Here is a 13,173-nt window from a genome sequence, read left to right on the forward strand (position 1 = left end):
ATGCGCATTCTTTTTGTGATTGATGGTCTGCCTGGCGGTGGCGCGGAAAAAGTCGTGCTAACGCTGGCTGAACACTTTCTTGGTCAGGGTGATGCGGTATCGCTCTTTTCATTGCGTGACGTCTGCGAATATCCTCTTCCCGATGGGCTGGATTATCAGGTTATTGCCGACCATTGCCGTAAACCATGGCGCAAATTGACAGAGCTACGCCGCCGCGCGCGTCAGTTGGATGAAGCCATTATGATGGCCGAACAAAGGGGGCATTTCGATCTGATACTGTCCAACCTGCATAAAACCGACCGCATCGTTTCTCGCAGCCAGGTGCTTAAAAATCACAATTTGTGGTTTTGCCTGCATGGGGTCTTTTCGACCTCCTACCTCGGACACCGGACCGGCTTCGACCGCTGGCTTAAGCAGCAGAAAATCAAACGCGTTTACCAGCACCGCAATATCGTCACCGTCTCCGATGCGGTAGGAAAAGACCTGGTGACGCAATTTTCCCTGACGCCCGCGCAGCTTAAAACTATTTACAACCCGTTTGATATTACGGCATTGCGCAAAGGTGCCGAGGCCCCGTGTGAAATGGCGGGCACGGACTATATCATCCATGTTGGTCGTTTCCATCCCGCTAAACGCCATGACAGGCTGATTGAGGCCTATGCGCAAAGCGGCATCGAGGTGCCCCTGGTGCTGCTGGGCAAAGGAAAACCAGAACAGGAATCGAAATTGCGGGCATTAGCTGAACGTCTGGGCGTTGCCGACCGGGTTTTGTTCAAAGGGTTTCAGTTAAACCCCCTGCCCTGGATCAAACATGCCCGTGTGCTGGTTGTCAGTTCAGATAGCGAAGGTTTTGGCAACGTTCTTGTTGAGGCATTACTGCTGGGCACCGCTGCTGTCAGTACACGCTGCCCGGGTGGACCCGCAGAAATACTGACAGGTGAACTGGCGCGCGGGCTTTGCGATCTCAATAGCCATGATTTAGCGCTAACGCTGCAAAGTATCTATCAACACCCACCCGTCATAGATACTGCCGCACTTGAAAAATTCAGTGTGAGCATAATTTGTGAACAATATCGGCAGTTGACCAATAAGACCGACATTTAGGTGTTAAAACTGACAGGTTTACTATGAATAGCACTCCTTTATTGAGCATCGTCGCTGGCGTCTATAATGGCGAGAAATTTCTCAATGCATTTTTCGAGTACCTTCAGCAACAGGAACTGAAGAGCGCGGAAATCATCATGGTTAATGATGGTTCGACAGACAATAGCGCAAGCATCCTTGCCGCATGGCAAAGCCGATTCGACAATTTCCACATTATTGAGCAGAGTAACCAGGGCGTTTCTGCCGCACGCAATACCGGCATGGCCGTCGCGACAGGCAAATACATTGCGTTTCCGGATATAGACGACAAAATCTATCCTGGCATGTACAACACGCTATTGAACCTGGCGGAAGAAAATCATCTTGACGTAGCCACCTGCAACGGACGTTATGTCTATGAGAATAAAAGAGAAAGTCATCCGATTTTCCCACCAGAGAAACTCGCCTCTACACCAGTATTACCGGGGCATGTCTGGCTACAGAAGGCGCTGGACTCACGAAAATTCCTGCATGTGACCTGGCTTAACATCTATCGCCTTGAATTTATTCGTCAACGCCATCTGTCCTTTGAGCCAGGATTACGCCATCAGGATATTCCCTGGACGACAGAAGTGCTGCTGGCTGCTGAACGCGTTCAATATACCGCGCAGCAGTTTTACGATTACTACATCCATTCGGAGTCGGTCTCTCACAAACCGGACACCGATGACACACTGATTCGCTCAGCGCATCATTACATGAAAATCCTGGAAATGCTGGATGCCATTAACCAGCGCTATGCCGACAAAACGCGTAATATCAGAGCCTGTCGTTGGCAGATAGCAAAAGAAGGGTTAGGGATTATTCATACTATTGATGAAATGAAGGATCCTCAAAAGCAAAAAGGGTTGATTCAGGAATTCTTCGATCGCGGCATCTGGCAGTTGATCTGGCGTAACGCGCACGATCTTCGCCTGCGCTGGCGTCTTGGCCGCCGCTACTTTCGCTTAAAAAAGAAACTGAACGCCAGCTGACTTTTTCATTGGCTATCGCATTAAACGGGATAGCGACGGAGACGTATGAGTAAAATAGCTAAACATATCGCTGCAGGCGTTTTTCTGACGCTCTGGAAAGCGACCGGCTATCGTGTGAAAAAGATAACCCGGTTTTCAAAGAGCGATGATCTTAAAACCATCGCCATCTTTTCCACGACGGCGCTGGGTGATTTTCTTATCAACACCCCGGCAATTAACGCCATCAAAACCCGTTGGCCTGAAGCGCGGCTGCTGCTGGTAGTCAATGAACGAAATAAAGGTCTCGCCGTTGGGAGTCCACTTTTTGATGAGATCTACTACTGGAACGGCAAAGCCAATGGCGTATTGAAGCTGAGCAAGACATTACGTAAGCAGCACGTGGATGCCACTTTCATTCTTCATTCGCGTGTGCCTTATGACATTATCGTCGCTTCGCTTGCGCGTTCTCGCTATATCTTTAAAGACGTTTACTACAGCGATTATCAGAATCGGGATACCTTTCTGCTGGAGAATTTTCTATCCGCCCATTATGACAACCGGCAAAATGGCAACCTTCACCATATCCACCAAAAAACGCGTCTGCTCTCTTCTATCGGTATTGATATTCCTTCTGAAGAGATGTTTATTCCCGCGCCTTATACAAAAGCGGTTCCTGACCATACGGTGATTGGCATACATGCCGGTGCATCGCAGCAGGATCGATGCTGGCCAGTTGAAAAATTCACGCAACTGATTCAGTCCGTACTGGAAGCGCACCCTGAAGTAACGATTGAACTTATCGGTTCTGATGGTGAGAAAACATTAAACCAGCGCATTATTGATGGCTTACCATATTCCAGCGATCGGGTACGTAATGTCGCAGGCACCACTAATCTTCAACAACTGGCAACAAAGATAACGAGTTTTACGTGTCTGGTGGTAGGTGATACTGGTCCGCTGCATGTTGCTATCGCCGTTAAAACGCCTGTCGTAGGGTTGTTTGGCGGTCAGATGTATGTTGACGGGGCGGCACCTTTACAAGACCACGATATTCACCATGTCATCATGTCAAAAGATGAGAGCGCAGGCTTACGCGCGATATCGGTCGCGGAAGTAAAAGCTGCAATAGACACCTGCATCAGGCAAAAAGCGCCCCTCATACGCTGACATTTTTCTCGTGGCAGGTTCTGCGCGCCAAAGGTATAGCTTTAGCGTACCTAAATGCTTAGAATTTGCCCGCCGATACAGAAAATAACGGATATTAGCTTGGAATCGTTGTATACCGCTCTGCTCTACCTGATACAGCCTTTTGTCTGGGTGCGGCTTTTACTCCGCAGCCGTAAAGCCCCTGCCTATCGCAAACGATGGGGGGAGCGCTATGGCTTTTGTCAGGGAAAAGTGTTGCCGGACGGTATCCTGCTGCACTCGGTATCGGTGGGCGAAACCCTGGCCGCCATTCCGCTGGTGCGCGCGCTGCGCCACCGCTATCCGTCGCTGCCGATTACCGTCACCACGATGACGCCAACAGGCTCTGAGCGCGTACAGTCGGCGTTCGGCAAAGATGTGCATCACGTTTATCTGCCTTACGATCTGCCCTGCGCCATGAACCGTTTTCTGGAAACCGTGCGCCCGAAACTGGTGATCGTCATGGAAACCGAGCTGTGGCCGAATATGATTGCCGCGCTGCATCAGCGCAAAATACCGCTGGTTATCGCCAACGCCCGTCTCTCTGAACGCTCCGCCAAAGGCTACCAAAAGCTTGGTGGGTTTATGCGCCGGCTGCTTGCGAAAATCACGCTTATTGCAGCGCAGAATGATGAAGACGCCAGCCGTTTTACCGCGCTGGGTCTGAAGCGCAACCAGCTGGCGGTTACCGGCAGCCTGAAATTCGATATCTCCGTAACGCCGGAACTGGCCGCGCGCGCGATTACGCTGCGTCGCCAGTGGGCGCCGCGCCGTCAGGTCTGGATCGCCACCAGCACCCATGATGGTGAAGAAGCGATTATCCTGCAGGCGCACCGTCAGTTGCTGGAAACCTTCCCCGATCTGCTGCTGATTCTGGTGCCGCGCCACCCGGAGCGCTTTAAAGACGCACGCGATATGGTGCAGAAAGCGGGCTTTAGCTTTACGCTGCGCAGCACCGGCGAAATTCCATCCGGCAGCACGCAGGTCGTGATTGGCGACACGATGGGCGAGCTGATGCTGTTATACGGCATTGCCGATCTCGCCTTTGTCGGCGGCAGCCTTGTCGAACGCGGCGGCCATAACCCGCTGGAGCCTGCCGCGCACGCCATTCCGGTGCTGATGGGGCCGCATACCTTTAATTTCAAAGATATCTGCGCCAAATTGCAGGAAGCCGACGGCCTTATCACCGTGACCGGTGCCGATTCACTGGTGAAAGAGATCTCCACGCTTTTGACCGACGAAGACTATCGTCTCTGGTATGGCCGCCACGCGGTGGAAGTACTGCATCAGAACCAGGGCGCGCTACAGCGCCTGTTGCAGCTGCTGCAGCCCTACCTTCCGCAGCGGAGCCACTGATGCGCGCGCGCCTCTCGGTAGTAATGATCGCCAAAAACGCGGCGGCGCTTCTGCCAGATTGTCTCGCTTCCGTGGCCTGGGCCGATGAGATCGTAGTGCTGGATTCCGGCAGCAGCGACGACACGGTCGCGGTCGCTACCGCCGCCGGTGCGAAAGTGTTTACCGAAAGCGACTGGCAGGGTTACGGCGTTCAGCGCCAGCGTGCCCAGCAATACGCCAGCGGCGACTACATATTGATGATCGATACCGACGAGCGCGTGACGCCGGAGCTGGCGCAGGCGATTCGTCAGGCGCTTGAAAACCCCGATCCGCAGACGGTGTACAGCATCGCCCGCCGTAATCTATTTCTGGGACGCTTTATGCGCCATAGCGGTTGGTATCCCGATCGCGTCACCCGCCTCTATGCGCGTGAGCGCTATCGCTATAATGATAATCAGGTGCATGAATCGCTCGACGCGCCAGGTGCGCGCGTAGCAACACTTTCAGGCGACCTGCTGCACCTGACCTGCCGTGACTTCGCAAGCTTCCAGCGCAAGCAGCTCAATTACGCCACCGCCTGGGCGCAGGAGCGCCATCAGCAAGGTAAAAAGGTCTCGGTGCCGGGCATTTTCGGACGCACGCTGGCCGCCTTCTGCAAGACGCTTATCCTGCGCGCGGGCCTACTGGATGGGCGACAGGGCTGGCTGCTGGCGGTTGTTAACGCCCAGTACACCTTCAACAAATATACCGAGCTGTGGGCGCTGAACCGCGGCTTTACGGAAAAGTAACGCTATGACCACTCGCGCGATTTACCCCGGTACTTTCGACCCGATCACTAACGGTCATCTCGATATCATCACCCGTGCGGCCAGCATGTTCGACGAGCTGATCCTGGCGGTCGCCGCCAGCCCGCATAAAAAGACGATGTTTTCGCTGGATGAGCGCGTAGCGCTGGCGCAGCGAGCCGCGGCACATCTGCCGAATGTCAGCGTGACCGGCTTTAGCGACCTGATGGCGAATTTTGCGCAGGCACAGCAGGCGAATGTTCTGGTACGCGGCCTGCGTACTGCGGGCGATTTCGAATATGAGATGCAGCTTGCGCACATGAATCGTCATCTGATGCCAACGCTTGAGAGCGTTTTTCTGATGCCGTCGAAGGAGTGGTCGTTTATCTCCTCAAGCCTGGTGAAGGAAGTGGCGCGCCACCAGGGCGACGTCTCCCACTTCCTGCCTGCACACGTTCATCAGGCGCTGCTCGAAAAGCTGCGTTAATCACTTCTGACAGCGTCGGCACCAGTAGGTGCGGCGCTGGGCATGTTTCCCCGCCAGAATCGGCGTACCGCACACCCGGCACGGTTCACCTTCGCGCCCATAAACCTGCAACTGCTGCGCGAAATAGCCAGGCTTACCATCGCTTTGCAGAAAATCTCGCAGCGTCGTACCGCCCTGCTCAATCGATCGTAACAGTACTGCTTTGATCGCCTGCGCAAGCAGTTCACACTCTTTTTCTGACAGCGACGAGGCCAGCCGATCGGGGTGGATCCCAGCCGCAAACAGCGACTCGCTGGCGTAGATATTGCCGACGCCCACCACCAGCTTGTTATCCATCAGCCAGGGTTTAATCGCGACTTTCTTTTTCGCACATTTTTCACGCAGGTACGCGCCGTTAAAAGCATCGCTTAGCGGCTCCGGCCCCAGATGCGCCAGCACATTGTGGCCTTCGAGTTCACGCGTCCACAACCAGGCGCCGAAACGCCGCGGATCGGTATAACGCAGCACTTTGCCGTTGCTCATCACGAGGTCAACATGGTCATGTTTCTCGGCCGGGCGCTCTTCCGGCAGGATGCGCAGGCTACCGGACATGCCAAGGTGGATGATTATCCAGCCGTCCGGCAGTTCGAGCAGCAGGTATTTGGCGCGACGCTGCACGCTGAGAATGGGTTTATCGCTTAACGCGTGGATTTCATCGGACACCGGCCAGCGCAGGCGGCCATTACGCACAACGGCGTGCAATATTGTTTCGCCAACCAGATGCGGTTCAATCCCGCGACGGCTGGTTTCCACCTCAGGTAATTCAGGCATAGCGTCTCTCGCGTGAGTTCAATTAACAGGGAGCGGTAATAAAAGATATGAGGGCGGATCGGAAAACAAAAAACCCCGCCGAAGCGGGGTTTTTGTACAAATCGGACAAAAATCTTATTTGATTTTAGCTTCTTTGTAGAGAACGTGCTGACGGACAACCGGATCGAATTTCTTCAGTTCCAGTTTTTCCGGCTTAGTACGTTTGTTCTTCGTGGTGGTATAGAAGTGACCAGTACCAGCAGAAGAAACCAGCTTGATTTTCTCGCGAATACCTTTAGCCATGATTTATTTCCTCTAAGTACTTAGTACTTTTCGCCACGGGCACGCAGTTCAGAAAGAACTACATCGATGCCTTTTTTATCAATTACACGCATACCTTTAGCAGATACGCGCAGAGTAACGAAACGCTTTTCGCTCTCAACCCAGAAACGGTGAGAGTGCAGGTTCGGCAGAAAACGGCGTTTAGTCGCGTTCAGTGCGTGGGAACGGTTGTTACCGGTCACCGGACGCTTGCCAGTTACTTGGCAGACTCGGGACATGTCTATTCTCCAAAAATCAAATTAGCTCGAGCTTCGTATAGGGTGTTGGCAGCCTCGTCAGGCCTGATGGCCCAGTCTGGCGGTTCAATGGAACTCGCATTGCCAGGCCCACATGCCAAACCCGAGATTCTCAAAGGTGGCGTAGTATACGCTGCCGGGGCCGTCTGCTCAAGTCCCGAACAGATAAAGATCGCTAAGGATCGCCACGTCTGGCTTATATCCACCCACGTTCGGCGAAAGAAACGTATTCTCCACGCCCAATGACCAGATGGTCAAGTACCCGAATGTCCACCAGCTGGCAGCTTTTCACGATGCGCTCGGTCACCATTTTATCCGCACGGCTGGGCTCGGCGCGCCCGGAAGGGTGATTATGCGCAAGGATAATCCCGGCGGCGTTGAGCCGCACTGCTTCACGGACGATTTCACGCGGATGCACTTCCACATGGCTGAGCGTGCCAGTGAACAGCGTATTCTGCCTGATGATGCGGTTCTGACTGTCGAGAAAAATCACCAGAAACATCTCGCGCTCCTGCTCTGCAAGCTGGCTTTCCAGAAAGTCGCGCGTAATCGTCGGGCTCAGCAGCGCCATCTCTTCGCAAGGGCGCGAGCGATAGTAGCGTCGCGCCAGTTCGCCGATGGCTTTAAGCTGCGCGTATTTCGCCATGCCCACGCCACCAATATCCCGAAATGGCCGGATATCCGCCGACAACAGCCCGTAGAGCGAACCAAAATGCGCCAGCAGCCGCTTTGCCAGCGCCATGACATCCATGCCCGGCGTCCCGGTGCGCAGGAAAATCGCCAGCAGTTCTTCGTCGCTTAAATCCGCCGCGCCATAACGCATAAGCTTTTCCCGCGGCCCGTTGTCTATTTTTGCCATTGTCTTCCCTGCCCTGTCTCGCGCCGCCATTATCTGCTTGTGGTCAGAGGCTGGCGACAGCGGGTTTTCATCCCTGCGCGACGTCTCGCAAAGTTTAAATTTCATACCGCCGCGCAGGTTTTGGGATTGTGATAAAATGCCCGCTTTCCAGAAAGTGACAGGAAGAGAAGACCATGGGCCTTGCCGGTAAAAAAATCGTTCTGGGCGTCAGCGGCGGCATTGCGGCGTATAAAACGCCGGAGCTGGTGCGCCGTCTGCGCGAGCGAGGCGCGGAAGTGCGCGTTGCAATGACCGAAGCAGCAAAAGCCTTTATTACGCCACTGAGCCTGCAGGCCGTTTCCGGCTATCCGGTGTCAGACAGCCTGCTCGACCCGGCAGCCGAAGCCGCCATGGGCCATATTGAACTCGGCAAATGGGCGGATTTAGTGATTCTCGCGCCCGCCACCGCCGATCTCATCGCGCGTGTCGCCGCGGGTATGGCGAACGATCTGGTGACGACAATTTGCCTCGCCACACCGTCGCCTGTCGCCGTCGTCCCGGCCATGAATCAGCAGATGTACCGTAATATCGCGACGCAGCAGAATATTGAGCTGCTCGCCTCGCGCGGCCTGCGTATCTGGGGGCCGGACAGCGGCAGCCAGGCATGCGGCGATGTTGGGCCTGGCCGTATGCTCGACCCGTTAGAGATTGTGGAGCTGGCCGCTAACCACTTCGCACCTGTCAACGATCTGCAACATCTCAACATCATGATTACCGCGGGCCCGACCCGTGAGCGGCTCGATCCGGTGCGCTACATCACTAACGACAGCTCCGGCAAAATGGGATTCGCGATTGCAGCAGCGGCCAGCGCCCGCGGCGCGCGCGTCACGCTGGTGGCCGGGCCTGTCGCGCTGGCAACGCCGCCAGGCGTTGAGAGAATCGACGTTGAGAGCGCGCTGGAGATGGAAGCCGCCGTGCAGCAACGCGCCCAGCAGCAGCAGATTTTCATTGGCTGTGCCGCCGTGGCGGACTACCGGGCCGAGACTATTTCTTCCGAAAAAATAAAAAAACAGGGCGATGAGCTGACGCTGAAAATGGTGAAAAATCCCGATATTGTCGCAGGCGTCGCGGCGCTCTCGCAAAATCGCCCTTATGTTGTCGGGTTTGCTGCCGAAACAAATAATGTGGAAGAATATGCGCGGCAAAAACGCCTGCGCAAAAACCTTGATCTGATTTGCGCTAACGATGTGTCGCAAGCCGGTCATGGCTTTAACAGCGATACCAACGCTTTGCATCTTTTCTGGCAGGAGGGAGATAAAGTCTTACCGCTTGAGCGGAAGGCGCTCCTTGGCCAACGTTTACTGGACGAGATTGTTACCCGTTATGATGAAAAAAATCGACGTTAAGATTCTGGACCCGCGCGTGGGCGAGCAATTCCCGCTGCCGACGTATGCCACCTCTGGCTCAGCAGGTCTCGATCTGCGCGCCTGCCTGGACGAGTCCGTTGAACTGGCGCCGGGTGCGACAACGCTCCTGCCAACCGGTCTGGCGATTCATATTGCCGATCCTTCGCTTGCCGCTGTGATTCTGCCGCGCTCGGGCCTTGGGCATAAACATGGCGTGGTGCTGGGCAACCTGGTCGGGCTTATCGATTCTGACTACCAGGGGCAGCTGATGGTTTCCGTGTGGAACCGCGGCCAGCAGAGCTTCACGATTGAACCGGGCGAGCGCATCGCGCAGATGGTGTTTGTGCCTGTCGTGCAGGCGGAATTTAATCTGGTAGAAGACTTTACCGCCACCGATCGCGGCGAAGGCGGCTTCGGGCACTCCGGGCGTAAATAAGCCGCCCGCGTAATCGCGCATTCCTTAAGTTAAATAAAGCGAAATGATTACCGCAGGCGAAAGCCTGCGGACGCTTTGTGGATGCTCGCCTGGCAAGTGATTATTTATCAGGGGTATTTTAAAACATGGCAGAAAAACAAACCGCGAAAAGGAACCGTCGCGAAGAAATACTTCAGTCTCTGGCGCAGATGCTTGAATCCAGCGATGGCAGCCAACGTATTACGACCGCGAAGCTCGCGGCCTCCGTTGGCGTTTCCGAAGCGGCGCTTTATCGCCACTTCCCCAGCAAAACCCGCATGTTCGACAGCCTGATTGAGTTTATTGAAGACAGTCTGATTACCCGCATCAATCTGATTCTGAAAGATGAAAAAGAGACGCTTAACCGTCTGCGTCTGATTGTGCAACTCATTCTCGGTTTCGGTGAACGCAACCCCGGGCTGACCCGCATTCTTACCGGCCATGCGTTGATGTTCGAACAGGATCGTCTGCAGGGGCGTATTAACCAGCTGTTTGAACGTATTGAAGCTCAGCTGCGCCAGGTGCTGCGCGAGAAAAAAATGCGCGAAGGTGAAGGCTACGCGACTGATGAAGCGCTGCTGGCAAGCCAGCTGCTGGCGTTTTGCGAAGGGATGCTGTCGCGCTTCGTACGCAGCGAATTCCGCTACAGCCCGACGGCGGATTTCGAAGCCCGCTGGCCACTGCTGGCCGCGCAGCTGCAATAACGCCGATGCAGGCAGAGAAAAAAGGCCGGATATCCGGCCTTTTACATTTTTATCAGACGCCGTACTGCTGGCGATATTCCTCTACCGCAGCCAGATGGTTGGCCATCTCTGGCTTTTCCGCCAGATAAGCGATGAGATCATTTAGCGTAATAATCGCAATCACCTGACAGCCGTAATCACGCTCCACTTCCTGAATGGCGGAAAGCTCGCCGCGTCCGCGCTCCTGCCTGTCGAGCGAAATCATCACGCCGGCAAGCGTCGCACCGTTAGCCTGGATAATCTCCATCGATTCACGAATCGCGGTACCCGCGGTAATCACATCATCCACCAGCATAACGCGGCCCTGAAGCGGGCTGCCGACCAGGTTGCCGCCTTCACCGTGGTCTTTGGCTTCTTTGCGGTTAAAGCAGTACGGCACGTCGCGTTCGTGATGCTCTGCGAGTGCGACGGCAGTCGTGGTGGCGATAGGAATGCCTTTATAAGCAGGACCAAACAGCAGATCGAAATCAACGCCGGAATCGACCAGCGCCTCAGCATAAAAACGACCCAGCAGCGCCAGATCGCGCCCGGTATTAAATAAACCAGCGTTAAAAAAGTAAGGGCTCTGGCGCCCGGATTTCAGCGTGAACTCACCAAATTTAAGCACCTGTTTGTTAAGGGCGAATTCAATAAACTGGCGCTGATACGGTTTCATGGCTTTGCTCCTCAAATAGCATATTGCAGGCATAAAAAAGGCGACTCTTCAGTCGCCTTAAAAATCAGTTTGCTAACGCCGCCTTCTGCGACGCCACGATCGACTCGATTCCCCCGCGGGCCAGCGTCAGCAAGTCGAGCAACTCCTCATGGGTGAATGGCTCGCCTTCCGCCGTGCCCTGCACCTCAATCATGCGGCCGTCTTCGGTCATGACAACGTTCATATCGGTTTCGGCGGCGGAATCTTCCACATATTCCAGATCGCATACCGCTTCACCGTTGACGATACCCACGGAGACCGCCGCCACCATTCCTTTCATCGGGTTAGTTTTCAGCTTGCCTGCCGTGACCAGTGCGTTCAGCGCATCAGCCAGCGCTACACAGGCACCCGTGATGGACGCCGTGCGGGTACCGCCATCAGCCTGAATCACGTCGCAGTCGAGGGTAATCGTAAACTCGCCGAGCGCTTTCAGATCCACCGCCGCACGCAGCGAACGGGCAATCAGGCGCTGGATTTCAAGGGTACGGCCGCCCTGTTTGCCTTTCGCCGCTTCACGGGCGTTACGGGTATGGGTGGCGCGCGGCAGCATGCCATATTCGGCTGTGATCCAGCCCTGCCCCTGGCCTTTCAGAAAGCGCGGCACGCCTTCTTCAATAGAGGCGGTGCAGAGCACTTTAGTATCGCCAAACTCAACCAGCACGGAGCCTTCTGCGTGTTTAGTGTAATGACGGGTCAGGGTAACTGGGCGCACTTCTGATGCGCTACGGCCTGCTGGGCGCATGGGCATATCTCCGGCTTGTTAACGAATGTGGCTGCGCATTATACGGGCTGAAAGCGCTTATTCCTATCCTGTCCGACCTGCGGTAGCTATAATCCCCACATTCACATCAGAAAACGGGTACTTCTATGATCCGCAGTATGACCGCCTACGCCCGGCGAGAAATTAAGGGTGACTGGGGCAGCGCCACCTGGGAGCTGCGTTCAGTAAACCAGCGTTACCTGGAAACCTATTTCCGTCTGCCGGAGCAGTTCCGCAGCCTTGAACCCGTGGTGCGCGAGCGCATCCGTACCCGTCTGACACGCGGCAAAATCGAGTGTAGCCTGCGTTTTGAGCCTGATGCCAGCGCGCAGGGCGAGCTTATCCTTAACGAAAAACTGGCGAAGCAGCTGGTTTCCGCCGCTAACTGGGTAAAACTGCAAAGCGACGAAGGCGAAATCAATCCGGTTGATATTCTGCGCTGGCCGGGCGTGATGGCCGCTCAGGAGCAGGACCTTGATGCTATCGCCGCCGATATTCTCGCCGCACTCGACGGCGCGCTTGACGATTTCATCGTGGCGCGTGAAACCGAAGGCCAGGCGCTGAAAGCACTTATCGAACAACGTCTCGAAGGCGTCAGCGCTGAAGTCGCCAAAGTGCGTGCGCACATGCCAGCAATCCTTCAGTGGCAGCGCGAGCGCCTGGCGTCGAAGCTTGAAGAAGCGCAGGTGCAACTTGAGAATAACCGCCTGGAGCAAGAGCTGGTGATGATGGCGCAACGTATCGATGTTGCTGAAGAACTGGATCGCCTCGAAGCGCATGTTAAAGAAACCTATAACATCCTGAAGAAAAAAGAGGCCGTAGGCCGTCGTCTGGACTTCATGATGCAGGAATTTAACCGTGAATCGAACACGCTGGCGTCGAAGTCGATTAACGCTGAAGTGACCAATTCCGCCATCGAACTCAAAGTATTAATTGAGCAGATGCGCGAGCAGATCCAGAACATCGAGTAAGTTTTTAAAAGGCCCGTCAGGGCCTTTTTTCCTTACAGCCACAGCCATTCTC

At 54.9% G+C, this 13,173-nt stretch carries 16 protein-coding genes; 10 read left to right on the forward strand and 6 right to left on the reverse strand.

From position 1 onward, the window contains the following. The 6 genes from AFK66_RS18830 (at nucleotide 1) to coaD (ending at nucleotide 5,888) form a co-directional block, all read left to right on the forward strand. Entirely contained in the window at nucleotides 1-1,104 is a 1,104-nt protein-coding gene (locus AFK66_RS18830) for a glycosyltransferase (protein WP_007779498.1), read from the forward strand. A 23-nt stretch (nucleotides 1,105-1,127) separates the two neighbouring features. Continuing rightward, on the forward strand, nucleotides 1,128-2,117 hold the full coding sequence (locus tag AFK66_RS18835) for a glycosyltransferase (RefSeq protein ID WP_007779501.1): 990 nt from the start codon (nucleotides 1,128-1,130) through the stop codon (nucleotides 2,115-2,117). Between the two features lie 45 nt (nucleotides 2,118-2,162). Beyond that, on the forward strand, nucleotides 2,163-3,263 hold the full coding sequence (locus tag AFK66_RS18840) for a glycosyltransferase family 9 protein (RefSeq protein ID WP_007779503.1): 1,101 nt from the start codon (nucleotides 2,163-2,165) through the stop codon (nucleotides 3,261-3,263). 99 nt (nucleotides 3,264-3,362) lie between these two features. After that, nucleotides 3,363-4,637, forward strand: a complete 1,275-nt coding sequence (waaA, locus tag AFK66_RS18845) for a lipid IV(A) 3-deoxy-D-manno-octulosonic acid transferase (protein WP_007779506.1) — start codon at nucleotides 3,363-3,365, stop codon at nucleotides 4,635-4,637. Next, nucleotides 4,637-5,404 (forward strand): glycosyltransferase family 2 protein, encoded by a 768-nt coding sequence (locus AFK66_RS18850; RefSeq protein ID WP_007779509.1) that lies wholly within the window; start codon nucleotides 4,637-4,639, stop codon nucleotides 5,402-5,404. Before waaA ends, AFK66_RS18850 begins: the two co-directional genes overlap by 1 nt. 4 nt (nucleotides 5,405-5,408) lie before the next feature. Further along, nucleotides 5,409-5,888: a pantetheine-phosphate adenylyltransferase gene (gene coaD / locus AFK66_RS18855; protein ID WP_023899682.1), complete on the forward strand. Its 480-nt coding sequence runs from the start codon at nucleotides 5,409-5,411 to the stop codon at nucleotides 5,886-5,888. Here coaD and mutM read toward each other — a convergent pair whose 3' ends face one another. The 4 genes from mutM to radC all read right to left on the reverse strand — a co-directional run bounded on the left by mutM (nucleotide 5,889) and on the right by radC (nucleotide 8,114). Further along, nucleotides 5,889-6,698 carry a bifunctional DNA-formamidopyrimidine glycosylase/DNA-(apurinic or apyrimidinic site) lyase gene (gene mutM / locus AFK66_RS18860; protein WP_007779512.1) on the reverse strand — a complete coding sequence of 270 codons (810 nt, stop codon included), beginning with the start codon at nucleotides 6,696-6,698 and terminating at the stop codon, nucleotides 5,889-5,891. It lies immediately after the preceding gene. Nucleotides 6,699-6,812: 114 nt separating this feature from the next. Beyond that, entirely contained in the window at nucleotides 6,813-6,980 is a 168-nt protein-coding gene (gene rpmG, locus AFK66_RS18865; protein WP_003024094.1) for a 50S ribosomal protein L33, read from the reverse strand. Between the two features lie 20 nt (nucleotides 6,981-7,000). Continuing rightward, nucleotides 7,001-7,237, reverse strand: a complete 237-nt coding sequence (rpmB, locus tag AFK66_RS18870) for a 50S ribosomal protein L28 (RefSeq protein WP_004388471.1) — start codon at nucleotides 7,235-7,237, stop codon at nucleotides 7,001-7,003. A 214-nt stretch (nucleotides 7,238-7,451) separates the two neighbouring features. Next, on the reverse strand, nucleotides 7,452-8,114 hold the full coding sequence (radC, locus tag AFK66_RS18875; protein ID WP_007797561.1) for a RadC family protein: 663 nt from the start codon (nucleotides 8,112-8,114) through the stop codon (nucleotides 7,452-7,454). Between the two features lie 173 nt (nucleotides 8,115-8,287). Between radC and coaBC the strand changes: the two genes are divergently transcribed. From coaBC to slmA, 3 genes are all read left to right on the forward strand, one after another. Continuing rightward, on the forward strand, nucleotides 8,288-9,499 hold the full coding sequence (gene coaBC, locus AFK66_RS18880) for a bifunctional phosphopantothenoylcysteine decarboxylase/phosphopantothenate--cysteine ligase CoaBC (RefSeq protein WP_007779516.1): 1,212 nt from the start codon (nucleotides 8,288-8,290) through the stop codon (nucleotides 9,497-9,499). Continuing rightward, the gene (gene dut, locus AFK66_RS18885; protein ID WP_014727790.1) at nucleotides 9,477-9,935 is read left to right on the forward strand and encodes a dUTP diphosphatase; all 459 of its coding nucleotides are present in this window, start codon (nucleotides 9,477-9,479) and stop codon (nucleotides 9,933-9,935) included. The genes coaBC and dut overlap by 23 nt, the downstream gene beginning before the upstream one ends. 125 nt (nucleotides 9,936-10,060) lie before the next feature. Continuing rightward, complete coding sequence (gene slmA, locus AFK66_RS18890; protein ID WP_007703339.1) at nucleotides 10,061-10,657, forward strand: nucleoid occlusion factor SlmA; 597 nt, start codon at nucleotides 10,061-10,063, stop codon at nucleotides 10,655-10,657. A 52-nt stretch (nucleotides 10,658-10,709) separates the two neighbouring features. Here slmA and pyrE read toward each other — a convergent pair whose 3' ends face one another. Next, on the reverse strand, nucleotides 10,710-11,351 hold the full coding sequence (gene pyrE, locus AFK66_RS18895) for an orotate phosphoribosyltransferase (RefSeq protein ID WP_007779521.1): 642 nt from the start codon (nucleotides 11,349-11,351) through the stop codon (nucleotides 10,710-10,712). A 64-nt stretch (nucleotides 11,352-11,415) separates the two neighbouring features. Continuing rightward, a complete protein-coding gene (rph, locus tag AFK66_RS18900; RefSeq protein ID WP_007779523.1) occupies nucleotides 11,416-12,132 on the reverse strand; it encodes a ribonuclease PH in 717 nt (238 codons plus the stop codon). A gap of 125 nt (nucleotides 12,133-12,257) precedes the next feature. Here rph and AFK66_RS18905 point away from each other — a divergent pair, with 125 nt between their 5' ends. Then, entirely contained in the window at nucleotides 12,258-13,121 is an 864-nt protein-coding gene (locus tag AFK66_RS18905) for a YicC/YloC family endoribonuclease (RefSeq protein ID WP_007779525.1), read from the forward strand. Nucleotides 13,122-13,173 lie beyond the last annotated feature (52 nt).

The sequence above is a fragment of the Cronobacter malonaticus LMG 23826 genome, assembly GCF_001277215.2.
Taxonomy (GTDB): Bacteria; Pseudomonadota; Gammaproteobacteria; order Enterobacterales; family Enterobacteriaceae; genus Cronobacter; species Cronobacter malonaticus.

Excerpts from the sequence above, each read along its gene's own strand:
- AFK66_RS18830 (WP_007779498.1), top strand. The coding sequence starts at position 1 with ATGCGCATTCTTTTTGTGATTGATGGTCTGCCTGGCGGTGGCGCGGAA.
- AFK66_RS18835 (WP_007779501.1), top strand. The coding sequence starts at position 1,128 with ATGAATAGCACTCCTTTATTGAGCATCGTCGCTGGCGTCTATAATGGC.
- AFK66_RS18840 (WP_007779503.1), top strand. The coding sequence starts at position 2,163 with ATGAGTAAAATAGCTAAACATATCGCTGCAGGCGTTTTTCTGACGCTC.
- AFK66_RS18850 (WP_007779509.1), top strand. The coding sequence starts at position 4,637 with ATGCGCGCGCGCCTCTCGGTAGTAATGATCGCCAAAAACGCGGCGGCG.
- coaD (WP_023899682.1), top strand. The coding sequence starts at position 5,409 with ATGACCACTCGCGCGATTTACCCCGGTACTTTCGACCCGATCACTAAC.
- mutM (WP_007779512.1), bottom strand. The coding sequence starts at position 6,698 with ATGCCTGAATTACCTGAGGTGGAAACCAGCCGTCGCGGGATTGAACCG.
- rpmG (WP_003024094.1), bottom strand. The coding sequence starts at position 6,980 with ATGGCTAAAGGTATTCGCGAGAAAATCAAGCTGGTTTCTTCTGCTGGT.
- rpmB (WP_004388471.1), bottom strand. The coding sequence starts at position 7,237 with ATGTCCCGAGTCTGCCAAGTAACTGGCAAGCGTCCGGTGACCGGTAAC.
- radC (WP_007797561.1), bottom strand. The coding sequence starts at position 8,114 with ATGGCAAAAATAGACAACGGGCCGCGGGAAAAGCTTATGCGTTATGGC.
- coaBC (WP_007779516.1), top strand. The coding sequence starts at position 8,288 with ATGGGCCTTGCCGGTAAAAAAATCGTTCTGGGCGTCAGCGGCGGCATT.
- dut (WP_014727790.1), top strand. The coding sequence starts at position 9,477 with ATGATGAAAAAAATCGACGTTAAGATTCTGGACCCGCGCGTGGGCGAG.
- slmA (WP_007703339.1), top strand. The coding sequence starts at position 10,061 with ATGGCAGAAAAACAAACCGCGAAAAGGAACCGTCGCGAAGAAATACTT.
- pyrE (WP_007779521.1), bottom strand. The coding sequence starts at position 11,351 with ATGAAACCGTATCAGCGCCAGTTTATTGAATTCGCCCTTAACAAACAG.
- rph (WP_007779523.1), bottom strand. The coding sequence starts at position 12,132 with ATGCGCCCAGCAGGCCGTAGCGCATCAGAAGTGCGCCCAGTTACCCTG.
- AFK66_RS18905 (WP_007779525.1), top strand. The coding sequence starts at position 12,258 with ATGATCCGCAGTATGACCGCCTACGCCCGGCGAGAAATTAAGGGTGAC.